Annotated in this window: 16 protein-coding genes, 5 tRNA genes and 3 pseudogenes; 9 read left to right on the top strand and 15 right to left on the bottom strand. The window is 43.3% G+C overall.

Annotated elements, in window-relative coordinates; all coding sequences use genetic code 11:
• Nucleotides 1–98 precede the first annotated feature (98 nt).
• The 7 genes and pseudogenes from J502_RS13525 to J502_RS13495 all read right to left on the bottom strand — a co-directional run bounded on the left by J502_RS13525 (nt 99) and on the right by J502_RS13495 (nt 9,207).
• A complete protein-coding gene (locus J502_RS13525; RefSeq protein WP_005406671.1) occupies nt 99–1,586 on the bottom strand; it encodes an amino acid permease in 1,488 nt (495 codons plus the stop codon).
• Between the two features lie 176 nt (nt 1,587–1,762).
• Nucleotides 1,763–2,737, bottom strand: a complete 975-nt coding sequence (gene astE / locus J502_RS13520; protein ID WP_005406746.1) for a succinylglutamate desuccinylase — start codon at nt 2,735–2,737, stop codon at nt 1,763–1,765.
• 32 nt (nt 2,738–2,769) lie between these two features.
• Nucleotides 2,770–4,109, bottom strand: a pseudogene (astB, locus tag J502_RS13515) (N-succinylarginine dihydrolase).
• 32 nt (nt 4,110–4,141) lie between these two features.
• The gene (gene astD, locus J502_RS13510; RefSeq protein WP_034684492.1) at nt 4,142–5,611 is read right to left on the bottom strand and encodes a succinylglutamate-semialdehyde dehydrogenase; all 1,470 of its coding nucleotides are present in this window, start codon (nt 5,609–5,611) and stop codon (nt 4,142–4,144) included.
• Nucleotides 5,611–6,654 carry an arginine N-succinyltransferase gene (astA, locus tag J502_RS13505; protein WP_005406566.1) on the bottom strand — a complete coding sequence of 348 codons (1,044 nt, stop codon included), beginning with the start codon at nt 6,652–6,654 and terminating at the stop codon, nt 5,611–5,613. The genes astD and astA overlap by 1 nt, the downstream gene beginning before the upstream one ends.
• Before the next feature lie 21 nt (nt 6,655–6,675).
• The gene (locus J502_RS13500; protein WP_034684490.1) at nt 6,676–7,881 is read right to left on the bottom strand and encodes an aspartate aminotransferase family protein; all 1,206 of its coding nucleotides are present in this window, start codon (nt 7,879–7,881) and stop codon (nt 6,676–6,678) included.
• A 52-nt stretch (nt 7,882–7,933) separates the two neighbouring features.
• Nucleotides 7,934–9,207 (bottom strand): annotated as a pseudogene (locus tag J502_RS13495) (Glu/Leu/Phe/Val family dehydrogenase).
• 229 nt (nt 9,208–9,436) lie between these two features.
• Here J502_RS13495 and J502_RS13490 point away from each other — a divergent pair.
• Entirely contained in the window at nt 9,437–9,859 is a 423-nt protein-coding gene (locus J502_RS13490; protein WP_005027161.1) for an Lrp/AsnC family transcriptional regulator, read from the top strand.
• A 272-nt stretch (nt 9,860–10,131) separates the two neighbouring features.
• Here J502_RS13490 and J502_RS13485 read toward each other — a convergent pair.
• From J502_RS13485 to lldP, 6 genes are all read right to left on the bottom strand, one after another.
• Nucleotides 10,132–10,221 (bottom strand) — tRNA-Ser (locus J502_RS13485).
• A gap of 87 nt (nt 10,222–10,308) precedes the next feature.
• Nucleotides 10,309–12,339: an NADPH-dependent 2,4-dienoyl-CoA reductase gene (locus J502_RS13480; protein ID WP_005406680.1), complete on the bottom strand. Its 2,031-nt coding sequence runs from the start codon at nt 12,337–12,339 to the stop codon at nt 10,309–10,311.
• 233 nt (nt 12,340–12,572) lie between these two features.
• Complete coding sequence (dld, locus tag J502_RS13475) at nt 12,573–14,264, bottom strand: D-lactate dehydrogenase (RefSeq protein WP_005406785.1); 1,692 nt, start codon at nt 14,262–14,264, stop codon at nt 12,573–12,575.
• Nucleotides 14,265–14,268: 4 nt separating this feature from the next.
• A complete protein-coding gene (gene lldD, locus J502_RS13470; RefSeq protein WP_005406852.1) occupies nt 14,269–15,414 on the bottom strand; it encodes an FMN-dependent L-lactate dehydrogenase LldD in 1,146 nt (381 codons plus the stop codon).
• A gap of 1 nt (nt 15,415) precedes the next feature.
• Nucleotides 15,416–16,159 carry a transcriptional regulator LldR gene (gene lldR / locus J502_RS13465; protein ID WP_005406524.1) on the bottom strand — a complete coding sequence of 248 codons (744 nt, stop codon included), beginning with the start codon at nt 16,157–16,159 and terminating at the stop codon, nt 15,416–15,418.
• A gap of 21 nt (nt 16,160–16,180) precedes the next feature.
• Complete coding sequence (lldP, locus tag J502_RS13460; protein ID WP_034684487.1) at nt 16,181–17,848, bottom strand: L-lactate permease; 1,668 nt, start codon at nt 17,846–17,848, stop codon at nt 16,181–16,183.
• Between the two features lie 583 nt (nt 17,849–18,431).
• Here lldP and argG point away from each other — a divergent pair.
• Nucleotides 18,432–19,775, top strand: coding sequence for an argininosuccinate synthase (argG, locus tag J502_RS13455; protein WP_005406601.1), 1,344 nt, complete (start codon nt 18,432–18,434; stop codon nt 19,773–19,775).
• Between the two features lie 61 nt (nt 19,776–19,836).
• On the opposite strand, the gene J502_RS13450 is transcribed toward argG, so the two are convergent.
• On the bottom strand, nt 19,837–21,096 hold the full coding sequence (locus J502_RS13450; RefSeq protein WP_034684495.1) for a GGDEF domain-containing protein: 1,260 nt from the start codon (nt 21,094–21,096) through the stop codon (nt 19,837–19,839).
• 148 nt (nt 21,097–21,244) lie between these two features.
• On the opposite strand from J502_RS13450, the gene pyrC reads away from it, so the two are divergent.
• The 7 genes from pyrC (at nt 21,245) to J502_RS13415 (ending at nt 25,168) form a co-directional block, all read left to right on the top strand.
• Nucleotides 21,245–22,279 carry a dihydroorotase gene (gene pyrC / locus J502_RS13445; protein ID WP_005019184.1) on the top strand — a complete coding sequence of 345 codons (1,035 nt, stop codon included), beginning with the start codon at nt 21,245–21,247 and terminating at the stop codon, nt 22,277–22,279.
• The gene (gene rnt / locus J502_RS13440; protein ID WP_005404392.1) at nt 22,264–22,923 is read left to right on the top strand and encodes a ribonuclease T; all 660 of its coding nucleotides are present in this window, start codon (nt 22,264–22,266) and stop codon (nt 22,921–22,923) included. Before pyrC ends, rnt begins: the two co-directional genes overlap by 16 nt.
• A 20-nt stretch (nt 22,924–22,943) precedes the next feature.
• Nucleotides 22,944–23,019, top strand: a tRNA-Glu gene (locus J502_RS13435).
• A 179-nt stretch (nt 23,020–23,198) separates the two neighbouring features.
• A tRNA-Glu gene (locus J502_RS13430) sits at nt 23,199–23,274 on the top strand.
• 98 nt (nt 23,275–23,372) lie between these two features.
• The gene (locus tag J502_RS13425) at nt 23,373–24,791 is read left to right on the top strand and encodes an amino acid permease (protein ID WP_005406804.1); all 1,419 of its coding nucleotides are present in this window, start codon (nt 23,373–23,375) and stop codon (nt 24,789–24,791) included.
• A gap of 200 nt (nt 24,792–24,991) precedes the next feature.
• Nucleotides 24,992–25,067, top strand: a tRNA-Glu gene (locus J502_RS13420).
• Between the two features lie 25 nt (nt 25,068–25,092).
• A tRNA-Glu gene (locus J502_RS13415) sits at nt 25,093–25,168 on the top strand.
• Between the two features lie 301 nt (nt 25,169–25,469).
• Here the strand turns inward: J502_RS13415 and J502_RS13410 are convergent.
• Nucleotides 25,470–25,675, bottom strand: a pseudogene (locus J502_RS13410) (NADH oxidase); the annotation flags it as partial.

The raw sequence follows: 25,675 nt of genomic DNA, 5'->3' as shown, positions 1-25,675 counted from the left end.
GATTAAACCTACCTATTTAATATACTCTTCTTTACTTACCCAAATACTGTGTAGCAAGTAAAGAGAGCTTTTGTGTAGAGTAAAATATTACATTATTGTTATGAGCAGGGTCTATTTTTATAGAAAATGCTATAGCTCAAGTAACATGCAATCATAAATAGAATACAACAGATAAAACCGACTTGCATTGAAGGATCAGCAACCATACTGATACATGTAATGACGCAGAAGAGCCCTCCTAAAATTGGTGTGAGTGGAAATAGTGGTGCAGCGAATTTAAGCTCCTTGACCGTTTTACCTGATTTAATCCACTGTCTGCGAAAGTTGAATTGGCATACACATATTGAAATCCAGACTACTACCATGGTAAAGGCAGCAACACCGAGCAGATTCTTGAAAATCGTTTCAGGAGCAAACTGTTCAGATAACAAACCAGGTATTGCCCCGAACATAGTTACAATTATGGCAACAATGGGTGTGCCAGAGCGTGTCAATTTGGCAAAGATTTTAGGCAACTGGTTTTTGCTGGACAATGACCACATCATTCGAGAGGCAGCAAATAACCCTGAGTTTGCTGCAGATAATAATGCCGTAATGATTACAAAACGGATAATATCTTCTGCATAAGGTATTCCAATATAATTAAAGACCGTTACAAAGGGGCTATTACTAACACTATTTGAATTGATCCCCGCCATTTCAAATGGAAGTAATGCACAAATCACCACAATGGTGCCAACAAAGAAAATTAATAAACGCCAGATAGCTGCATTAATGGCTTTGGGAACATTCTTGGCTGGCTCTTCAGCTTCACCGGCGGCTACACCAATTAATTCTGTACCAGAAAAAGCAAAATTAACGATGAGCATGGTGGCAAAAATGGGATAAATCCCGGTTGGAAACCAGCCATGTTCTGTCAGCTTGCTAAATAACGGAGCAGATTCATGACCATGATAGGAAATCACACCAAAAATAGCGGCCAAACCTAATCCGATAAAACATAAAATAGTGAGTACCTTAACCAAGGATAACCAAAATTCAGATTCGGCAAATAAGCGTGTCGAGCTCACATTGAGTACAAAAACCAGAGCAGCAAACAGCAATGTCCATGTCCACATAGAAATGGAAGGAAACCATTCCTGCATAAGCAGTGCAGCCGCAGTAAATTCAGTGCCTAAAGTAGCCGTCCAAGTTAACCAGTATAGCCAGGTAATCATATAACCTGTACCCGGACCAATATACATTCTTGCATATTCACCAAATGAGCCCGATACAGGCATTTGTACAGCAAGCTCCCCAAGACAAAGCATCACCATATAGGCAATCGCTCCTCCAAGCAGATAAGATAAAATAGCACCTATTGGGCCAGCTTGAGAAATGACATCACCTGAGCCTAAAAACAGTCCTGTTCCGATTGCGCCCCCCAGTGAAATCATGACTAAATGACGTTTGGTCATGGCACGCTTTAGGGGTTTATCTGTCTCTGCTGCAGAAACTTCTGTCTTAGTACATGTGTCTTGCTGAACCACATATTGCTCACCCAGAACTTCTCCTGACGGAAATATTTTTTCGTTGTTGTTACTCATACACGCTCGCTCCAACTGTCTTCTTATGACAACCTGTCCTTGCTGCTTAGTTCCATAAAAAATTAATATCAAAAAGATATTTTCTTATCTCTGTTGTATTTTTACTGAGCTTCCATATTCAAACTCCATGTATATTCTTCTCTACCGACATCCCGTCTGCTTTTAATCGCTTTAACCTATTGAATTTCTTTCAAAATCAAGCCCGCCCGAAACCCCGTTTTTACTTCTGGATTAGGAAATAAAATCCAGACTTGCTGCTCATGCGCGATATAATTCCCGGCGTGTTGCGTTGCAATCTCCTCACCTTGCTGGAAGGTAGAAAAATTCGGTGCATCGGCACTCAGATTCAGCTGGAAATCATCACTTTGCTTTAAAATCGAGTCCACCACCTTAAACTGGCGAATCTCGGATTTCTGTCTGATCGGTAAAGGCTGCTCTGAAACTACTGCACGCAGCATCAGGTCAGTACTGGCAAATTCGACCAAATCATTTTCACCAAACGGCTTGGCCTTACCTAATTCCAAAGTACTGCTGGCGGCCTGAAAACGTTCAGTAGTGAAATGCGTGAAAGTTTTTCCAGCCGCCTTGTGGTATACCAAGGCATCCAGATCAGCAGCATTTAAACTTTGAATCAAAAAGTCATCATAAGGCTGCATCTGGTAAGGGAATAGGGCAAAAACTGGAAGTAAGGATTCACGAATCGCGGTATGTAAATCATAATGATAGCGTTGTGCATTTGACTGGCTTTGCTGAAAAAACTGTGTAGTAACCTGTTCCAATAACGCTGCACGTTGAGTTTCGCCATCTTGGGCCAATTGCTGGTAAGCACCGCAGAACATGCGATTCATATCATTTTCAAGATAACGAACCCCTTGTCGGATTGCAGCGGGATTGCCCAATACGAAAAGTACACGAACCGCTAAAGCCAGCTGACCGGAAAACAAATCCTGAATGATCTGTGCCAGCAATTCGATCGGTGCCGTTTCATTGCCATGAATACCAACCGAAAGCACGATGGTTTTTCGATAAGCCGTTTTTGGCGTACATTGCAATAGCCCTTCACCCAGCCACTGCCATGTAAATCCAGCCGTTTCACCCTGTATCTGCTCAGGGGACTGTTGCGCCAAAGTCAATGCGAGTAGATCAACCATGTACTTTCATCCTTAAAAGCGTTATTGAATATTTATCTCTGGAAGTGATAAACCGAACCTAAACCTAAAATCTTGGTGAGTTCATCCAGCGCGGTGCAACTCTCAATCAATAAATCCGGATCAGCCAAATCTTCTTGGGTTAACTCGTCACGATAATATTGATCTACCCACTGATTCAGGGTTTTGAACAATGCATCATTCATAAACAGGTTTGGATTGATCGCAGCAAGTTCCGCCTCATTCACCGCCACACGTAAGCGTAAACATGCAGGACCACCGCCATTTCGCATACTTTCACGCAGATCAAACACCTTGATGTCATCAATTGGCGTACCCATTTGAATCATGTCATTCAAATAGTCCCAAACTGCTTTGTTCTGGCGAGATTCCTCCGGTACCACAATACTCATGCCGCCATCCGCACGGGTCAGAATCTGGCTATTGAACAAATAGGTCGATACCGCATCAGCAACACTGACTCGAATTTCAGGTACTTCAATCGACACAAACTCTTGCCCAATCCCTGCCATTTTTTCACGGATTTCCTGCAATGCATCAGTTTGATTTAAGAATGCCTGCTGATGATGAAAGAGAACCTGCTGATTACTCACCGCAATCACATCGTTATGGAATACCCCCTGATCAATCACATCCGGGTTTTGCTGAATGAACACCGTGCGTTTCGCATCTAAATGATGTAAACGCGCAATTGCTTCACTCGCCTCACGGGTTTGACGTGCAGGGAATTTCTGCGGTGCAACGGTTCCACCGAGCTGTTGCTGACCATAAACAAACACCTGTACACCTGCCTGGTCATATGCACCACCTAAACGGTTATGATTGGCTGCACCTTCATCACCGAACAGTGCTGCTTCAGGCAATGCTTCATGGTGCGCGAAATATACCTCATTGTTGAACATTGCTTGCAAAATACGTGTGGTCGTATGATGCTCAATTGATCGATGGAACTTATTATTCAGATTTGCCGCAGTAAAATGCATGCGACCATCCGCGCTATCTGCCGATGGCGACACCGTACACGAGTTCGCAGTCCACATGGAGGAAGCCGAGCTCAATGATGATAACAATGCTGGAGCAGTGCGTATGGCTTGGGTAATCACGTCAATATCACTGCCGCTAAAACCAAACGGCGCAGCGTTGGCACATGTGGGCGCTCTTGTGGGGCAAACACGCCTTGCTTGAGTCCCAAATCCGCCAGCGCTTTCATTTTCTTCAAGCCTTGTTTTGCGGCCAATTTCGGATTGGATGCATTATTACGGTTTTTAGTTGATGCGACATTGCCAAAAGACAGACCTGCATAATGATGTGTCGGCCCAACCAGACCATCAAAGTTGATTTCATAACCTGACATTTTTTTCTCCATGTGTCCTGATGTGGTCCGTCTTACAGCACAATGCCCGGTGACAATTTTGAGGGTAAGCTCACACTGTCACTTTCCAGGGAAGCCATCGGCCATGCACTATAATCTGCGGCATAGAACGCACTGGCACGGTGATTGCCCGATGCGCCCACCCCACCAAACGGTGCCGCACTTGATGCACCTGTTAATGGCTTATTCCAGTTCACAATGCCTGCCCGCCCTTCAATCAATACACGATCAAATAAATCACGGTCAGGTGACACCAGCCCTACGGCCAAACCAAAGCGGGTGTTATTGGCAATATTTAAGGCTTCATGGAAGCTGTTATAGCGATAGATCGTGGTGAGCGGGCCAAAGTATTCATCATCAGGAATATCGGTAACCTGGGTTACATCTAAAATGCCTGCGGTGAGCAATGAACTATCTGCTTGTGGACGCGTCATTTCCAACAATGCTTTTGCACCTAGAGCAATCAGTTTGCTTTGTGCTGCCAGCATCTGTTCCGCGGCATGTGCAGAAATCACCCCGCCCATAAAGGGTTGTGGTTCAGCATTCCAGACACCAACCACCAAGTTTTTAGCGACTTCAACAAAACGTTGAATGAAGGCATCCCCATTGGCACCCTGTTTAACGATAATACGGCGTGCACAGGTACAACGTTGTCCCGCAGAAACAAAAGCCGATTGAATGGCTAAATTCACCACCGCATCAATATCGGTTGCTTCATCAATAATCAGGGCATTATTACCGCCCATTTCCAAAGCAAGAATTTTTTCAGGTGCACCAGCCATTTGCTTATGCAATTGATAACCTGTGTTGGCGCTGCCTGTGAACAGTAAACCATCTATTTGTTCAGCTGCTGCAAGTGCTTCACCCGTGCTACGCCCACCTTGTACGATGTTCAGTACACCTTTGGGTAAACCGGCCTGTTGCCATAATTTTGCAGTTTCTTCCGCAGTCCAAGGGGTGAGTTCACTTGGTTTAAACACCACGGTATTGCCGGCAATCAGTGCAGGAACAATATGACCATTTGGTAAATGACCCGGGAAGTTATACGGGCCAAATACAGCCAGCACGCCATGAGGACGATGACGTAACGACGCCACCCCATCTGGCATTTCAGTTTCGCTAAAACCAGTCCGTTGATGATAAGCGCGGATTGAAATCGCCACTTTACCGATCATTGATTGTACTTCGGTTAAGGTTTCCCATAGCGGTTTACTGGTTTCCTGACTAATCACTTCAGCCAGTTGGGTTTTATGTTGTTCTAATAAGCCGGCAAAACGCTCAATAATGGCAATTCGTTCTTCTAAGGCTAAGCGTGCCCAAGCTGGAAATGCCTGCCGAGCAGCATGACAAGCTTGCTCAACATCGGCCTGGCTGGCTTCATGCCCTGCCCAAATTTGCTCATTGCTGACAGGATTTTTTTTACTGAACGCAGGCCCTTGTCCCTGAATCCAGGTATCATTAATGAATAATGCACCTTGTGACATTAGTTATTCTCCATTTTTTCTAATGCTAAAACTCGCACTTCATCCCGTTCCTGGACATTAAGTGCTTGAGCCTGCTGTGGCGTCACCAATAAGATATCGGTAGCTAATAGCTGGTTATTAATGAGTAATACGCGATAATCTGCATATTGATCATTTGCAACCAGATACTGTTTATTTGATATTTCGACCTGCTCAGTAATTTTTATCTTCAATACACGACTTTCTTTGACTGCGCGTAAGTCAGCAATATTGGCTTCCAAAGTAGGACCTGCATCAAAAATATCAACATAACCTTGATATTTAAGCCCTTCTGACATCAATACCTTTGCAGCCGGTAAAGTATGTGGATGGACCTCTGCAATAACTTTCCGAGCTTCTGCGCCAAGTAAATCGACATAGACCGGAAATCTAGGCATTAATTCAGCAATAAATACTTTTTGTCCGGTCCCACTTAAATAATCGGCAGCAGCGAAGTCCATATCAAAAAAGTGATGGCCTAATGCATCCCAAAATGGCGAGTAACCCTTTTCATCCGAAAAACCTCGCATCTCTGCAATCAGCCGCTCTTCAAAATGTGTTCTAAACGCCGCAATAAACAGAAAACGGACTTTAGATAAAAATTTTCCATTCTGGTTTTTACGGTATTCAGGATCAAGAAATAAGGTGCAAAGCTCACTACACCCTGTATGATCATTACTTAAAAACAGGGTATCTAAAGTTTTATAAACATTTAATGCTTTAGATGCATGGACCTGCTTCGCCACATGAAAATTATAAAAAGGTTCCTTTAGCCCCACTGCCACTTCAATAGCACTTACACCTACAATTTTCTGCAGGCTGGTGTCTTCGAGTACAAACAGATAACTTGCCTCACACTTTTCGGTCAGACCCGCTAAAGTACGCGAGGTACGTGTAATACGTTCAGCTAGAATGTCTCGATTTTGTGGTAAGGAAGTCAGACCAATCCCTGTTTCACCGGCTCTTTGCGCCAAACGATAAATATCATCTAAATCCCGATGCGCTGCATGTCTAACAATCATCATGGTTAGATGCTCACAAAAGATTTAAAGACGTGCAAGTGCACGGGCGAAACGGTTCAGGCCTTCATCAATATCCTGTTGAGGAATGATCAATGATGGTGTGAAACGTACAACATCTGCTCCAGCAACCAAAGCCAGTAATCCTTCCTCACCGGCCAGTGTCACAATATTTTTGGCTTTACCTGCGTGTTCATCTTTCAGCACGCAGCCAATTAATAAGCCCTGACCACGGATTTCTTTGAACAGGCCATATTGCGCATTGATTTTATTTAAGGCATCAATGAAATATTGATGACGTTGTTTTACGCCGTCTAACACTTCTGGTGTATTGAAAAATTCAAATCCCGCCCCCGCCACTGCACAGGCCAATGGGTTGCCGCCATAGGTGGTACCGTGATCACCCACTGCATACATGTTGGCATAATGATCTGTGGTGATCATGGCACCAATCGGGAAACCACCGCCTAATGCTTTTGCCGTGGTCAGAATGTCAGGCGTTACGCCTGTATTCATATAAGCATAAAGCGAACCGGTACGGCCAACGCCCGTTTGTACTTCATCAAAAATCAGTACAGCACCTTTTTCATCACATAGTGCGCGTAAGCCTTTCAGGAATTCGATATCTGCTGGCAGCACACCGCCTTCACCCTGAATCGGTTCAACAATCACGGCACAGGTATTTTCAGTGATCGCGGCTTTGGCTGCTTCAAGGTCATTAAATGCCGTATGTTCAATGCCTCCTGGTAAGGGTGCAAAGTCTTGAGAATACTTTGGCTGCCCCCCCGCCGTGACCGTAAATAAAGTACGGCCGTGGAAGGCGTTTTTAAAGGCAACAATCTGGTTCTTGTTTGCATTGCCGCTGAGCAAACCGACTTTACGGGCCAGTTTCAACGCTGCTTCGTTGGCTTCTGCCCCTGAGTTACAGAAAAACACTTTGTCAGCAAAGGTATTATCGACCAGTTGCTTTGCAAGGCGTAATACCGGCTCGTTGGTATAACCATTGCCGATATGCCACAGCTTTTGTGCTTGTTCAGTTAAGGCTTTGACTGCTACAGGATGTGCATGGCCCAAAGCGTTTACCGCGATACCACCGGCAAAATCAATATATTCTTTATCGTCTTGATCCCAGATACGAGAACCTTCCCCACGAACTAAAATAAAATTTGCTGGAGCAAAAACTGGAACCATCCAGTCATTAAAGTTGCTACGTGTAATCGCTACGTCATTCATTTTATTTACCCACTTCCTGTTTTATATTTGGCTCTGACTTTATGAAACTGACTTATCCAGGGAAAATACCGCGTTCTTTACGTGCTTTTAAAATACGTTCACATGCGAGAATATAAGCTGCTGTACGCAAGCTACATGCTTTATTTTCTGCTGTATTCCAGACATCAGCGATGGCCTGAATCATTAATTTATCAAGACGCTCGTTAATCTCTTCCTCACTCCAGAAGTAACTCGCCATATCCTGAACCCATTCGAAATAGCTCACCGTTACACCACCTGCATTACAGATGACATCTGGCACCACTACAATATTACGGCTCACGAAAACATCATCTGCTTCGGGATAGGTCGGGCCATTAGCGCCTTCCAGAACAATTTTAGCTTTAAGCCGTTGTGCCCGTTCCACTGTAATCTGACCTTCTAGTGCCGCAGGAATAAGAATATCCATATCGACATCCCAGAAATCTTCATCTGCAATCACCTGAGCTTCAGCAAAGCCCATTACGCCTCCATGCTCTGTGACATGTTTTTGTAATGCTTTAACACTTAAACCTTCGGGATTAAAAATTGTGCCTGTATGGTCTTGAACACAAACAATTTTGGCTTGAGCATGACTAAACAGATAAGCTGCTTCATTTCCTACATTACCAAAGCCTTGCACAGCGACTTTGCTACCTGCAACAGGCAGCTGAATTTTCTTGGCTACTTCCAGCCCCGTTACAAATACGCCCCGACGGTAGCCCGTACACGTCCGAGAGAACCGCCTAAATGTACAGGTTTGCCTGTTACGACACCTGTTACAGTGTGCCCTTTAATGCTTGAGTAGGTGTCCATCATCCAGCCCATGATATTAGGATTCGTACCTACATCTGGAGCAGGAATATCAATTTGAGGACCAATAATTGAACTGATCTCACTGGTGAAGCGACGAGTTAAACGTTCCAGTTCACGTAGTGAAAGTTCTTTAGGATTGACTCGAATTCCCCCTTTAGCACCTCCAAATGGAAGATTCAATACCGCAGTTTTAATCGTCATCCAGGCAGATAAGGCCATAACTTCATTTAATTCAACATCCTGATGATAACGAATACCACCTTTACCTGGTCCACGTGAAAGATTGTGCTGTACACGGTAACCTTCAAAATGACGAATTGTCCCATCATCCATAACAATTGGAACATCAACAATCAGAGTACGCTTTGGTCTTTTAAGAGTATTAATAAAATTACTTAAATCAGCATCTAAATAGGGCGCTACCCGGTCAATTTGAGTAAGGTAAGTTTGCCAAGCACCATTATTCTGATCCGTATACGATAAAGACATCATCTGTTCCTTAATTAATCCATTGTCCCTGTTGTCTCAAGATTCCCGGTACTTGAGAACTTATTTGTAATTCAGCACCCTTTTAAGAACGCTTAATACTTCAAGTGATCTAGCTAAAACTTTTCGGGACTTTATGTTTGCACTATTATTAATAAACAAATTGATTCAAAAAATTATTTATAAATATTAAAATGATTTAATTTTTATCAATTTGCTAATACCCAATATCAAAATGAACAATATTGACCATATTATTTTAGGTTTACTTAAAGATAATGCGAGAATGTCTATTACAGATTTAGCCCTAAAAGCGCGTGTTTCTAGAGCTACTGTTCAAAAGAGAATTGAATATATGGAGGCTTCAGGCACTATCACAGGCTACACGGTACGTTTTCGCCCAAATGCAGAGAAAAATGTGATCCGTGCATGGATGAATATTATGGTTGAAGGAACTAAGGCTCAGGCGGTCATTCGCGAATTACGTTTAGAGTCAGCAGTGCAACGTCTTCATACAACCAATGGAAAGTGGGATATATTGGTCGAATTACAGTCAGATACTCTTGAGAATTTTGATAAAGTACTGGAACGGATTCGTAATATTTCAGGTATCTATAATAGTGAAACGAGTATTTTACTCTCTACCTATAAAACCTAAATATGACTTTATTTAAAAAAATTTACGTTATTTTTACTCTTAAATCTATAAAGAAAGTTTAATAACTTTATTAGAGTGCTTAGTGTTGAAACTTTTATAAATTGCATCAGCTTTAAAAGTTAATGCTTTAGGTAAAATTTTTAAACCACATCTTTTATGCTCTAAATATGATACAAAAAAGTATGCCTGCTTTAAATTTTTATATGAGACACATAAAGAAACTATAGTTAAAAAAATAAGCCCTTGTAAATACAAGGGCTTATTTAAATATCTGGCGGAAGCGGTGAGATTCGAACTCACGGAGGGCGTGAACCCTCGTCGGTTTTCAAGACCGGTGCATTAAACCGCTCTGCCACGCTTCCATGCCGCTAAGAATACAAAGCCTCTTCATTTTATTCAAGAAAAATTTTAGTGCTTTATAGTCAAATGTCTATTGTTTCATCATTTAGTTAAAGCTTTGCAGCCAATTCAGCTCCTTCACGAATGGCACGCTTGGCATCAAGCTCTGCTGCCAGCTTTGCTCCTCCAATAATGTGATAGTTAGCCAGCACTTTCTTTCCACCCTGTGGCATCAAATCTTTAACTGATTCCTGTCCAGCGCATACTACAATCGTATCGACACGGAGCAGCTGGTCATGCCCATCGTGAGAAATCCATAAGCCTTCATCAGTAATTGCTTTATAATTTACACCGCGCAACATACGTACCTGATGCTTTTTGAGTTGTGCACGATGCACCCAGCCTGTTGTCTTACCAAGCCCTGCACCTAAGGGCGTAGGTTTGCGCTGCAGTAAATAAATTTCCCGAACGGGTGTTTCCAATTCGGCCGAAACCATTCCACCTTCCGTATGGTAATGAGATTCTGAATCTACGCCCCACTCACGTTGCCATTCAGTTAAAGGTTGTGGCTGAGGCTGTGAGACAGGTTTGAGTAAAAATTCAGAAACATCAAAACCAATTCCTCCTGCTCCTATCACTGCAACCCTGTATCCCACTTTTGCGCCCTTAAGCACTTCTGCATAAGACAAAACCTGCGGTGCTTCACTGCCAGCAATTTTAAGCTGACGCGGTATAACACCTGTGGCAACCACAATTTCATCATATCCTTCACGTTCAAGCTGTTCACGATTTATACGGGTATTTAAGCGAAGCTCTACGCCGGTTTTTTCAATTTGAACCTTAAAGTAGCGAATGGTTTCATGAAACTCTTCTTTGCCTGGCACAACTTTGGCTAAATTAAACTGTCCCCCGACTTCATCACTTGCTTCAAATAAAGTCACTTGGTGCCCTCGTCCCGCAGCAACTGTAGCCGCAGACATTCCGGCAACCCCAGCCCCCACTACAGCAATCCGCTTAGGTTTTTTTGTACGCACGTAGACCAGTTCTGTTTCATAAGCTGCCCGCGGATTGACCAAACAGGTTGCACGCTGCCATTTAAATGTATGGTCCAAGCAGGCCTGATTACAGGCAATACAAGTGTTAATTTCATTGACACGGTCTGTAGCAGTTTTATCTACCCAAAAAGGGTCAGCCAGAAATGGGCGTGCCATTTGTACCATATCGGCTTTTCCTTCAGCCAGAATGATTTCGGCAGTCTCCGGCATATTAATACGGTTTGAGGCAATGACCGGTATATTCACATACTGCTTCACTTCAGCGGTATAATCGACGAAAGCAGCACGCGGTACAGAGGTAACAATGGTGGGAATGCGCGCTTCGTGCCAGCCAATCCCAGTATTTAGCAAAGTTACACCTGCTTTTTCTAACGCCTGGGCAATCTGGATGACTTCATCCATGGTATTACCATTATCAACCAGATCCAGCATTGATAAACGAAAACAGATAATAAATTTCTCCCCCACTGCCTCACGGATAGCTTTTACAATTTCAAGTGAAAACCGCATCCGGTTTTCCAGTGTGCCGCCCCATCGGTCTTGACGCTGGTTGACATGCCGGCTCATAAACTGGTTTAACAGGTACCCTTCCGAGCCCATAATTTCAATTCCATCATAACCGGCCTTTTTTGAAAGGTTGGCAGCATGTGCATAATCCTTAATAGTACTCAGGATATTACGCTCACTCATTTTTCGTGGTTTAAACAGGGAAATAGGTGATTTAACCGGACTGGCAGAAACGACCAGTGGCTGATAACCGTAACGCCCAGAATGCAGAATCTGAAGCAAAATTTTAGCGCCATGTTTGTGTACAGCATGAGTGACCAACCGGTGATGGGGAATGTCGGCCAGACTGTTCATGGTGCCTCCCATTGGCGATAGCCAGCCCTCTCGATTAGGTGCTATACCTCCGGTAATAATGAGTCCAACTCCACCTTTGGCACGCTCGGCAAAATAGGCCGCAAGCTTCGGATAATGATAAAAACGGTCTTCCAGCCCGGTATGCATAGACCCCATTACTATCCGGTTTTTAATTGTAGTAAATCCCAAATCTAATGGCTTTAAAATATTTGCATAGCTGGTCATAGGATATCCTTGTAATTAGTGGGCTTTGCAATTTGTTGCATCTACTTTAACTGATTTTTTTATATTGTTTATGGCTGTTTATTTGAAGGATAAAGATTTGAACGTCAATTTTAAGCTTAGGCTATTTTAAAAATTTAAATATAAATATAGGGTGGCTTTAAAAGTATTGCGGGGAAGAATTTAACTGTGCTTTTAATAAATAGTTCTTAAAAGCACAGTTAAAAGAATTTGGTTTATGACCAATATTTTTTTCTGGAAGTATAACCAATGCCCACATTGAAACTGTTGGTTGGATCAAGCTTTTGATAGTGTTGTTTTAAAGCAGGCTTGGCTACATATAAATGTCCAACATTATGTTCGGCCGGATATTCGGCACCACGCTGATCTAGTAGTTTCCACATGGCATGCTCCATAGCCAATGGATCAACCCCTTTCTTGACGATGTAATCCTGATGAAAAACATGGCACAAGAAATGACCGTAGTAGAGTTTATGTATAATCTGCTCTTCCATTGACTCAGGCAAGGTTTCCAGCCACTCCCGGTCATTGCGTTTTAGGGCAATATCGAGCGCCACAATGTCTTCGACCTCCCGGCGATGTACATCACGGTAACGTATAGCTGCTCCTGCAATGGCAAATCGGTGTAAAAAAGCTTTACGGCCTTCTTCTTCATTACACAGAAAATAGTTGCCTGTAGAGTGTATTTTAAAATACTCCTGCAAGTAACTTTCTACCTGTGCTATATCCTGATCTTCGATACGAAGTAGTAAATGATGTTCATAGCGGTTACGGAACTCGGCCATACGCTGCGGTAAATGGGGTGGCAAAATGCCGGTTAACAGCTGTAAAACCTTGTCGGTTAATCCTCTGATTTTGACTTTTTCCAGCATGCCATCAATTTTGTCTTTCATGGCAAAAGCTTTAGGGACCCGCGCAGTTCCAAATTTTTCGATAAACAGAAAGGTATCCTTTCCATATTTCTCGCCAATGTCATACGCTACCCGATGAATATACTCACCTGCAATCGGCAGACGCGGCAATTGTGTCAGTAAATAGCGTCGAATTGCAGTCAGATCATCCTGACTATTGGTTCCAATATAAAACACCTGACTTGGTAATTTTTCAAAAGTATCCAGCCGCACTGCGAAAACACAGACCTTGCCGGCAGAACCTGAAGTTTCAAACAACCGGTTAGGGTCAGCATTAAAACGCGCCGGTGTATCAAGATCAACCTGACGCACGTCATGACCATAATGAGGATCAGAAGCGCGGTGCTGCGGACTGTAATCAATATCCTTTTCCTGATACTCACCATTTTGCAGACGTATCAGAATCTGTTCTGGCTGGGTACCTAAACTTACTCCCAAGTGATTAACCAGATGCAGTTGTCCCTGTTCATCAACCTGAGCATATAAGGCCAGTTCGGTGTACGCCGGCCCACGTCTTACCAGTGCACCGCCAGAGTTATTACACACTCCCCCTAATACAGAGGCACCTATACAGGAGGAACCAATCACTGAATGCGGTTCCCGGTTAAAGGGTAACAGGGCTTTTTCTAATGCATCTAAAGTCGCACCCGGCAAGCATATAACTTGCTTTCCTGAATTGATAACCTGTATACCGGCTAACCGACGGGTGCTGATCAGTACTACTGGACGGTCATAATCATGACCATAAGGTGTAGAGCCTCCAGTCAGGCCAGTATTGGCGGCCTGCATAATTACAATACAGTCTGCAGCCACTGCAATCTGTAAAATACGCCATTGTTCAATCAGGCTACCGGGAGCTACTACGGCTAGAACCTGTCCTTCACCAAAACGTCGACCCTGCCGGTAAAGGCGGGTTTCCTGCTCATCGGTAAGTACAAATTTTTCTCCGACCACTTGCTGAAACTGCTGTATGACTTTAGAGGCGGTGATAGACACGGTTTTACTCCATAATGCGCTTGACCAGACATTCAGAAGAAATATCCTGAATAGTTTTAGCGCCAGTTAGTGTCATGGCAACTCGCATTTCCTTGTTAATCAGCTCAAGTAGGTGATTTACACCTTCACCGCCGGCAGCACCCAATGCATAGACGAAAGCACGACCCAACAGACATAAATCAGCCCCAAGCGCAATCATACGTACTACATCAAGTCCGTTACGGACTCCCGAATCGACCATAATTTTCAGATCGCCTTTAACAGCATCTGCAATAGCCGGTAATGCACGGGTAGTAGACAATACGCCATCTAGCTGGCGTCCACCATGATTAGATACCACAATTCCATCAGCGCCAAAACGTACCGCATCTTTAGCATCTTCAGGGTCCAGAATACCTTTAATGACCATTGGACCATCCCAGTATTCACGGATCCATTCCAGATCTTTCCAGGAAATGGACGGGTCAAAGTTTGCCCCTAACCAGCCAATATAATCTTCCAGGCCGGTTGGTTTACCCAAGTATTTAGAAATATTGCCCAGATCATGTGGACGTCCCATCAGTCCAACATTCCATGCCCAGTGTGGATGCATAAAGGACTGCATATAGCGGCGCATGGCAGCATTAGGTCCGCTCATGCCTGAATGAACATCACGGTAACGTGCACCTGGTACCGGCATATCTACGGTGAAGACCAGAGTCGAACAACCTGCAGCCTTGGCACGCTCCAATGCATTTTTCATAAAGCCCCGGTCACGCAATACATAAAGCTGAAACCACATCGGGCGCTGGATGGCTGGTGCAACTTCTTCAATTGGACAGACTGATACCGTTGACAGAGTAAAAGGTATGCCATTTTTCTCTGCAGCAACCGCGGCCTGAACCTCCCCACGGCGAGCGTACATTCCGGTCAGGCCAACTGGTGCCAGAGCAACTGGCATCGACAAGGTTTCATTAAACAGCTTGGTTTCCAGACTCAGTTCAGACATGTCATTTAAGACACGCTGCCGCAAAGCGATTTTGGAAAGGTCTTCTACATTTCGTTGCAGGGTATATTCCGCATATGCCCCGCCATCAATATAATGAAACAGAAATGGAGGTAAACGGCGTCGCGCTGCTTCACGATAATCATTAGAAGATGAAATAATCATTTTAAATCCTGTTTAAGCGACTGGCACGCTGATGACGAGCTTCCTCCTCATCAATCGAGCGTACCTGTTGTATAACAAATTCGATATGGCCACAAACTGCCATGCGGGCTGCCTGCGGATCTTTACGGTCAATTGCATCCATGACCTTGAAATGCTGTAAATGCAACTGGTCAAACCGGTCTGACTCTGAATAGACTTTACGGCGACCCAGCACTACGTTGTATTGCAACAGATCAAACAGGCCACGCATGGTCTGTATCAGGACCAAATTATGAGATGCTTCAGCAATCGCCAGATGAAACTTGGCGTCTGCTACCGAAGCCTGATCCGGATCACCAATTGACTGGAAATGGCTGATCTGGTCATAAAAGTGATGAATTTTGATACGGTCCTCAGCAGTAGAGCGTAAAGCTGCATACCAGGCTGTTCCCCCTTCCAGTACCAATCGTGCTTCCTGCACATCGAAGCGGTAAAGTGGATCCTGGTCAATCAGGCCGCTTAGAGGCTGAACAATTTTATGCTGTGACCAGGTAACAGGCAGTTGGCAAATATAAGTACCATCTCCTAAACGGCTCTGCACTGTACCTTGAGTATTTAACTGCTGTAGGGCCTCCCGTAATGAGGAGCGCGATACACCAAGCTGTTCACATAGCTTACGCTCAGAAGCGAGGCGATCTCCGACTTTCATTCCTTGCTGTTCAATCAGCTGATACAAACTTTGTATAACTTTATCGGAGACCTTCACCCTGCACTTCCTCTTTCTATCCTATGGAATCATCCACGGGAACACATATGCCTGTAGAGTGATAATGATACCAATCATTACGGTAAAGGTTATACTGTGTTTAACCGTAAAGCGGAACAGATCGGACTCTTTACCTACCAGCCCTGCTGCTGCACAGGCAATGGCAATCGACTGTGGAGAAATCATCTTGCCGGTGACTCCACCGCTGGTATTGGCAGCTACCAGTAAAACTTCTGGCACACCAATCTGCTGAGCAGTAGTTGCCTGTAATGCTGCAAACAGTGCATTGGCAGAAGTATCTGAACCTGTGAGGAACACGCCCAACCAGCCCAAGAATGGCGAGAAGAAGGTAAAAGCATTACCAGTATGGGCCAAGGCTAATGCCAATGTTGCCGACATTCCTGAGTAATTCGCAATAAATGCAAAGGCTAGAACCATGCCTATCGAGTAAATCGGGGTCTTTAATTCATTTACTGTTTCACCAAAAGTAACCAGTGCTTCACGTGGCTTCATTTTCAGATAAACAATCGTAATAAGCGCCGCAATAATAATTGCTGTACCGGTTGCTGAGAGCCAGTCAAATTTGAAGATAGCATCATAGTCCTTAACTTCGGGCACCACTGGAGGCACTTTCTGAACCAGCTGATGCAAATAAGGAACCTTGATCGAAATCACCCAATCCTGCATTGGGCCATCTTTAGCAAATAGATCTTTAAAAGGCTTGATACTCCATAGAGTTACCATCGCTGTCAAAATCACAAATGGTGACCAGGCTTTGGCAATCTGGCCTATACTGAATTTCTGCTTCTGTGAAGCCAGCAACTCGGCATCCACCTGACTGTCGTTTTCATCTTTAAAACGAAAGATATGCTTAGGCTTCCAGTATTTTAATAAGATTGTCAGGCTCACCAGTGACGCAATGGCCGCAGTAATATCTGGCAATTCAGGCCCTACAAAGTTTGAGGTCAAGTACTGTGCCAGTGAAAATGCACCGCCTGCTACAATTACAGCCGGCCAGGTCTCTTTAATTCCGCGCCAGCCATCCATAATGGCCATAATCCAGAACAGTACGATTGGCACCATAAACGGTAACTGGCGGCCTACCATCTGGCTGATTTCCATGGTATCTACACCAGACACCTGCCCCGCTACGATAATTGGAATACCCATTGCGCCAAAGGCAACGGGTGCGGTATTCACAATCAGGCACAGACCGGCAGCATACAATGGCTTAAAGCCCAAACCGACCAGTAATGCCGCAGTAATCGCAACCGGTGCACCAAAACCTGCTGCTCCCTCAAGAAAGGTACCAAAAGCAAATCCGACCAACAGCATTTGCAAACGCTGGTCTTCAGTAATAGATAAAATTGAATAACGGATTACATCGAACTGGCCTGTTTTAACAGAAACTTTATACAGGAATACTGCACCAATGATGATCCAGGATATTGGCCATAAACCATAGAAGAAACCATAAATTACCGAGGCAAATGCCATATCGGTCGGCATGCCATAAGCAAAAAGTGAAACCAGCAAAGCCAGTACCACCGTAATTGTTCCCGCTACACTTCCTTTTAAACGGAAAACTGCCAATGCCAGAAAAAAGAAAATAATTGGAATCAGGGCGACCAAGCTGGAAATCCATAAATTCCCCATCGGATCATAAATCTGTTGCCATTGTGAAAGCACATTCTTCTCCTTGATATGCTCACGAGATATTGATTGATCTAACCCTACAATAATTGGTCAGACCAATATTTACTTTAAAGAACAATAAATCTTTTAATTACTTTAATTATCCTAAATTTTGCTTATTTAAAGATCAATATAAAATTTTATCTATAAAATTGGTCATACCAATTTAAATTAGAAAATGTTTAATTTCTGGCAAAGTCAATTTAAAATAAAAATTCTCTATTTTTTCTTAATATATTGTTTAATAAATAGAATATTTAAATTCAAAGTATTAAAAACTGTACTTTTAATGCTCTTGTAAAACTTTAGTCTTATAGATTTTTTAAAACTTAAAATATGATGAAATAGAGTCAAGAAAAGCCCGTATTATTTTCTGCTCTAAATAAAACCTCCTTATTAATTTTTATAAACTGAGTTAACTCATAAAAGCGTAATTATAAATTTAGCGCCCCTATAATTTTTAAAGTTTGTCTTTTTTTTAAGAAAACATGTTCGTTTAAAAGTGTTACAATAAAATGTTTATAGATTTTTCAATGGCAGCCAATTCGTGGTGCCTGTTTTATAGTTAGGACTAGCAATGACTGATAATGCAACCATTTTGCAGCATGTACCAGTAGGCAAAAAAGTCGGAATTGCCTTCTCTGGTGGCCTGGATACTTCTGCTGCTTTATTGTGGATGAAACAAAAAGGTGCAGAGCCTTATGCGTATACTGCAAATCTTGGTCAGCCTGATGAAGATGACTATGATGCCATTCCAAAGAAAGCTGAAAATTATGGTGCGGTAAAAGCTCGTTTGATCGACTGCCGCCTGCAACTTGCGCTTGAAGGTATTGCTGCAATTCAATGTGGCGCATTCCATATCAGTACAGGCGGTATGCCTTATTTTAATACCACTCCATTAGGTCGTGCAGTCACTGGTACTATGCTGGTAACGGCCATGAAAGAAGATGATGTCAACATCTGGGGTGATGGCTCAACTTATAAAGGCAACGATATTGAGCGTTTTTATCGTTATGGTCTGCTTACCAATCCTAACCTGAAAATTTATAAACCTTGGCTAGACCAGACCTTTATTGATGAACTTGGTGGCCGTGCTGAAATGTCACAGTTCCTCATCGATAACGGCTTTGATTACAAAATGTCAAAAGAAAAGGCCTACTCGACCGACTCAAATATGCTGGGTGCAACTCATGAAGCCAAAGATCTTGAATACCTGAATGCCGGCATCAAGATTGTCGAGCCAATTATGGGTATAGCGTTCTGGAAAGATGAAGTCGAAGTTAAAGCTGAAGAAGTTTCCGTGACTTTTGAAGAAGGTATGCCAGTTGCATTAAATGGCCAACGTTTTGATAATCCGGTGGAACTTATTCTTGAAGCGAACCGTATTGGTGGACGTCATGGGCTGGGAATGTCCGACCAGATTGAAAACCGTATTATTGAAGCCAAGTCTCGTGGTATTTATGAAGCACCTGGCATGGCGTTGCTGCATATCACTTATGAACGTCTGGTAACGGGTATTCATAATGAAGATACCATTGAACAATACCGTATCAATGGTCTGCGTTTAGGTCGTCTTCTTTATCAAGGCCGCTGGTTTGACTCTCAGGCACTGATGTTGCGTGAAACTGCCCAACGCTGGGTTGCTAAAGCAATTACGGGTACAGTCACGTTAGAGCTGCGTCGTGGTAATGACTACACCATCATGAACACTGAATCTCCGAACCTGACCTATGAAGCTGAACGCTTGACTATGGAAAAAGGTGATTCAATGTTCACACCAATGGACCGTATTGGACAGCTGACTATGCGTAATCTGGATATTACAGATACACGCGCCAAACTGGGTCTTTATACTGACTCTGGCCTGCTATCATTGGGTCAGGGTTCAGCTTTACCCCAGCTTGAAAATAACAAGAAGTAATTTTTAATCTGTCTAAAAGCCGCCTGATTCTGGCGGCTTTTATTTTTATAAGAATTAATGGTTATGCAACTTTTGTTGAACCGACTGACTGATAGAAAATCTGATTGCGGCCCAACTGTTTGGCCCGATAGAGTGCCTGATCAGCAGACTCAAGCAAAGCCTCCTGTGTTACAGCCGCTTCTCCCCTATAAATTGTAATACCCAAGCTTACAGTGATATAGCTGGCAATACATGAACGTTCATGAGGAATAGCAAGCCGCTCAATTTCCCGATAAATATTGGACGCAACCGCATAGGCACCATGCGCCTCGGTTTCAGGAAGAAGCACTACAAACTCCTCTCCACCATAACGGGCCACAAAATCCCTGTGCCGAATCGAATTTTTAATTGCTCTGGCAATACTATAAATCACTTTATCGCCCATCTGGTGACCATAAAAATCATTATAGTTTTTAAAAAAATCCACATCGATAAACAGTAGAGATAAGGGCGTTCCTTCTTTACGTGACTGCCTATAAAAACTGTCCAGAGTCTCATCAAAATTACGGCGGTTAGAGATCTGGGTTAACTCGTCATGCTGGCTTAAATGCAAAAGTTCAGAAGCATGAATATACTGAATTTTTTCATTAAGCTGTGCAAGCTTGGTATTTAAAAACAGTATACGTTCCCGCTTGATCAGCATGGTACTTAAAGTAAAACCAAACAGACAGCTTCCCAACAGTACCCGGCTCAAAATGATCACTTCAAAAGAAATATGAAATACTAACAGTAAGTAAATAGATATAACCGCGGCCAGGGTCCCGACCAAAAGCATGTGGAGTGGCCGTACCCCACTGATCATAAACCCCAGCATATATATAAAACACAACACAATCACTGACTGATACTTGAGTGCAGGGGTAGCAAAACTCATACTCAGCAGACAGCTTGAAATAATAGTCCAGAGCATTAAACCTAATGCAGCCTGATAAAAGTAAGGCTGAAGCAGTTTACTTCTAGCAAAGCCATAAAGGGTTAACAGACTTACTGCGCCATTAAGCATGGCAACAATACACAGCAGGAAATCTGCAGAGAAAAAACGCTGACCAGAAAGCCAGTAATCACCTGGCAACACTAAAGCCGTAAATAAAAGGTAAGCCCACACACCTGCAGCAAAAGATTGTGAGATATTGATCCGGGCCCGTTCAGTATTCTGCTGCCAGAACTCTTGTTCAAGTGCCTGCGGCAACGAACTACTGGTACGATGAGAATGTAGGGCGACCAGAGTTTCAATTTTTTCTTTTTGTTGCTGCAACGTTGTAAGGTAATATTTATATTCCATAACATCGTGCATAGTTTTTATAGTTCTATAAAAATAGCATACCCTTAGGGCAAATTACGAACTTTATTGTGCCTTTTATCCATAATTGCCGTTATCATTTTTAGAGTTTATCGATTATCATCTATTTTATTTTTCTTGCCTGAACACTTTGAATACGATCACTCTTCTCCAACCAGATGACTGGCATGTCCATTTACGTGACGGCCTAGCCCTTAAACGTACCGTGCCTGATCTGGCCAGACAGTTTTCCCGCGCCATTTGCATGCCCAATCTGGTTCCACCAGTAAAAACGGTTGATGAGGCTCTGGCCTATCGTGAACGGATTATGGCTCATGCGCCTGAAGGGGTAAATTTTGATCCGCGTATGGTTCTTTATTTTACTGACTACACTTCACCTGAAGAAGTTAAAAAAATTAAAGATTCAGAATATGTTAATGCCATCAAGCTTTATCCGGCTGGTGCAACTACCAATTCAGACAATGGTGTCAGCGATATCCGTAAAGTATATGCAGTCATAGAGCAGCTTGAAAAATATCAGGTGCCTTTACTGTTACATGGTGAAGTTACTCATAATCATGTAGACATTTTTGACCGCGAAAAGCGTTTTCTGGATGAAGTACTTTCTCCTCTCTTGAAGCAGTTTCCAGCACTTAAAGTTGTGCTTGAGCATATTACTACCAGTGAAGCAGCACATTTTGTGCTGGAACAGGACCGTAATGTTGCAGCTACCATTACTCCACAACACCTGTTATTTAACCGTAATGATATGCTAGTAGGTGGAATCAAGCCGCATTTTTACTGTTTACCAATTCTGAAACGTCAGTCCCACCAGCAGACCCTGCTGGAAGTGGCAACTAGTGGTAACCCGAAATTCTTTCTTGGTACAGACAGTGCGCCCCATTCTAAAAATGCTAAAGAAAATGCATGTGGCTGTGCAGGCTGCTATAGTGCACCTACTGCTATTGAGCTTTATGCACAGGCATTTGATCAGGTAGGACGTATTGAACGGCTTGAAGGTTTTGCCAGCATGTTTGGTGCAGACTTCTATGGCTTACCGCGTAATACTCAAACAATTAGCTTGGTTAAAGAACCGCAGGTGATTCCAGCGAGCCTAGAATATCTGGAAAATGAACAGATTATTCCACTTTATGCCGGTCAAACCATTCAATGGAGAAAAGTGTGACACAAGATTCACGACCTGTGATTGGTCAGCGTTTTCGTGGCTTTCTGCCAGTTGTGGTAGATGTGGAAACTGCGGGCTTTAATGCACAGACTGATGCGTTACTTGAAATTGCCTGTATTCCGATTATCTATGATGAGGAAGGAAAATTTATTCCGGGTCCTGCCTATCATGCACATATTAATCCGTTTGAAGGCGCTAATCTGGATCGCCGCTCGCTAGACTTCATTGGGGTTGACCCTTTTAATCCGATGCGTATGGCGATGGCAGAAGATGAAAAGACTGCATTGAAACGTATCTTCAAGTCTATTCATGATATCCGCCGTGAACAGCTGTGTACTCACGCCATACTGGTTGGCCACAATGCCCATTTTGACCTAGGTTTTTTACAGGCAGCTATTAACCGAAGTGGAACTAAAAACCAGAATCCATTTCATAGCTTTTCAGTGTTTGATACGGTCACGCTCAGTGCCTTAATGTTTGGCCAAACCGTGCTGGCTAAATCCTGTCTACAGGCGGGAATTGAGTTTGACGGGAAAGAAGCACATTCAGCATTATATGACACGCAGAAAACTGCCGAGCTGTTTTGCTATATTTTAAACAAACTCGCACCTCAACTGCTTGACACTCTGGTAGCGGATCAATAAGATACCGCTACCTTCTGAACGTCCCTATCGTCTAGAGGCCTAGGACATCGCCCTTTCACGGCGGTAACCGGGGTTCGAATCCCCGTAGGGACGCCATCTTTTATTTTATTCTGATCGCCTAATTAAACTCTCTGGCCTAGGCATAAGTATATCTGCCTATAACCCGAACATAGAAGTTAGTTGATTGATGTAAGGCTTTCATTTGGTTAAAAATAATACCAGCTGCCATTTGACACATCCTTAAAATCTCCCTATTATAAGCCCACCTCTGAAACGTCCCTATCGTCTAGAGGCCTAGGACATCGCCCTTTCACGGCGGTAACCGGGGTTCGAATCCCCGTAGGGACGCCAATTCTTCTGCTGTTATTTCTCCTGCTTTTTATTTCGATTGCACATTTACATTTTTTCTCTAAAATAGCCGGCTTCATTACTCTTTTCCGTTTAACTCTATGCCGTCATCTCCTTCTCCGAATGATGCGTTGCATCAGGGCAATTCTGCGCCATTAAAACGCGCTATGAGTACCCGACATCTGGTTATGCTTTCTCTGGGAGGCGCAATTGGTACTGGCCTGTTTTTAGGCTCGGGTGAAGTCATTGCACAAACGGGGCCGGTCGGCGCCATCCTTGCTTATGTGCTGGGTGGCCTTATTGCCTATATGGTGATGCTTTGCCTTGGCGAACTCGCTGTACATATGCCTGTTTCAGGCTCTTTTGGTGCCTATGCCAATAAGTTTATTGGTCCGGGAACAGGATATACCATTACCTGGTTATATTGGCTAACCTGGTCAGTAACCCTTGGTACCGAATTTACTGCTGCTGCACTTCTTATGCAGGAATGGTTTCCAGATAGCTCCATGTGGATGTGGACACTGGTTTTTGGTGCCTTCGTATTTACCTTAAATATGATTTCCACACGCTGGTTTGCCGAATCTGAATTTTGGCTTGCACTGGTGAAAGTAATCACTGTTGTCGCGTTTATTCTGTTTGGTTTACTGGCAATTTTCGGTGTAATTGGCTACCAAGGTTATGAGTCTGCACCACTCTTTAGTAATCTGACCGCGCAAGGCTGGTTCCCTGAAGGCCTGTTTCCTATTTTCACTACCATGTTGATTGTGAACTTCGCTTTTTCTGGGACCGAATTGATTGGGGTAGCAGCAGGTGAAACCCAAGACCCCGCCAAAAATGTACCCAAAGCCATCAATGCAGCGATTTTCCGTTTATTGATTTTCTTTGTAGGAACAATCTTGGTGGTAACTGCACTTCTACCTCATCAGGAAGCAGGTTTAGCAGCCGAGGGTGTAAGCAGTAGCCCATTCGTTACGGTATTTCAGCACATTGGTATCCCTTATGCTGAAGATATTATCCGTTTTGTTATTATCACAGCATTGCTGTCAGCGGCCAACTCTGGTTTATTTGCTGCCTCACGTATGATGTGGTCATTGTCTTATAACAAGCAATTACCAGCAGTATTTTCAAAAGTAAATGCACGCGGCATTCCTTATGTTGCAGTAATCGTTACCATGATCGGCGGTATGCCGGGTCTGTTGTCTGAGCAGTTTGCCCCAGAAACTATTTTTACTAATTTGCTCGGAATCGCAGCCTTTACCATGGTAGTAGTCTGGATGAGTATCTGTCTCAGCATGTTCAACTTCCGCCGAGACTGGTATAAGCAGGGAAAAACTGCTAAAGATCTTGCATTTGCTGCGCCGCTGTTTCCTATTGTTCCGATTCTAGGTTTTGTTTTCTGTCTGATTACCTGTATCAGTATGGTTTTTGATCCATCCATGCGAATCAGTTTCTTCGGATGCCTGTTTTTTATTGCAGCATGCTATACAAGTTATTATGTGTTTTACCATCCTAAGTCTTGATGCCGACCTAAAGCACTTAAGAGCGGCAAATGCCGCTCTTTTTTATACAAAAGCATGAATCAGAATATCTTGCAGCAATTTCAAACAAATTTGGCATTTTGCTTTGTTTTTATACGAACGGTATATTTTTAAGGGAAAGATGCCAGAAAAGTGTTTGACACATCCGGGGATTCACCCTAATATACGCCCACCTCTGAAACGTCCCTATCGTCTAGAGGCCTAGGACATCGCCCTTTCACGGCGGTAACCGGGGTTCGAATCCCCGTAGGGACGCCAATTTCAGAACTATGCCTCACTTAAAGTCCCTATCGTCTAGAGGCCTAGGACATCGCCCTTTCACGGCGGTAACCGGGGTTCGAATCCCCGTAGGGACGCCATATTCAAGATGGCAGCATCTTATAAAAAAGCCCAAGCATTATGACTTGGGCTTTTTTTTCTTGTGTGTAAACCTTGTTTATTCTGATGCAGTGATGAGAGCTGTAATCAGGGCAAGTTTTTAACAGGATGGAATAAGTTCGATATTTTTTCTTATTTCCTGCATTTATACTGAATCAGCCCGTCAGCCTGTTTATTTCATTACATACCGAGAATATAAAACAGGCCTGCCCTCAGGTTTAAAAGACCCTAAAGACAGGACTATTTACCACTAGATGCAATACACTCATCTATATACATAAACTAGGCCGATTTACGCGAATTAATCTGGCCTTTAACTACAGCAGTCAGATTTCCCTTAAGGTATTTAAAAAATACTTTTAAGGGAGAAAGTTTTGGATTAGGTTTTTTACCCTCAGCAATTGCTTTAAACTGTGCCGCATACCAGATAATTTCCATAATTGCCATTTTATCAATCATCGGAATGCCAGTTTTAATTTTCTCTACAC

The organism is Acinetobacter sp. 1294596 (assembly GCF_000582925.1).
GTDB classification, from domain to species: domain Bacteria; phylum Pseudomonadota; class Gammaproteobacteria; order Pseudomonadales; family Moraxellaceae; genus Acinetobacter; species Acinetobacter radioresistens.
This window is presented reverse-complemented; position numbering and strand designations above follow the sequence as displayed.

Bases quoted from the DNA above. Each gene is read 5' to 3' on its own strand.
- J502_RS13525 (WP_005406671.1), bottom strand. From the start codon at position 1,586: ATGAGTAACAACAACGAAAAAATATTTCCGTCAGGAGAAGTTCTGGGT.
- astE (WP_005406746.1), bottom strand. From the start codon at position 2,737: ATGGTTGATCTACTCGCATTGACTTTGGCGCAACAGTCCCCTGAGCAG.
- astD (WP_034684492.1), bottom strand. From the start codon at position 5,611: ATGTCACAAGGTGCATTATTCATTAATGATACCTGGATTCAGGGACAA.
- astA (WP_005406566.1), bottom strand. From the start codon at position 6,654: ATGATGATTGTTAGACATGCAGCGCATCGGGATTTAGATGATATTTAT.
- J502_RS13500 (WP_034684490.1), bottom strand. From the start codon at position 7,881: ATGAATGACGTAGCGATTACACGTAGCAACTTTAATGACTGGATGGTT.
- J502_RS13490 (WP_005027161.1), top strand. From the start codon at position 9,437: ATGAACAATATTGACCATATTATTTTAGGTTTACTTAAAGATAATGCG.
- J502_RS13480 (WP_005406680.1), bottom strand. From the start codon at position 12,339: ATGACCAGCTATGCAAATATTTTAAAGCCATTAGATTTGGGATTTACT.
- lldD (WP_005406852.1), bottom strand. From the start codon at position 15,414: ATGATTATTTCATCTTCTAATGATTATCGTGAAGCAGCGCGACGCCGT.
- argG (WP_005406601.1), top strand. From the start codon at position 18,432: ATGACTGATAATGCAACCATTTTGCAGCATGTACCAGTAGGCAAAAAA.
- J502_RS13450 (WP_034684495.1), bottom strand. From the start codon at position 21,096: ATGGAATATAAATATTACCTTACAACGTTGCAGCAACAAAAAGAAAAA.
- rnt (WP_005404392.1), top strand. From the start codon at position 22,264: ATGGAGAAAAGTGTGACACAAGATTCACGACCTGTGATTGGTCAGCGT.
- J502_RS13425 (WP_005406804.1), top strand. From the start codon at position 23,373: ATGCCGTCATCTCCTTCTCCGAATGATGCGTTGCATCAGGGCAATTCT.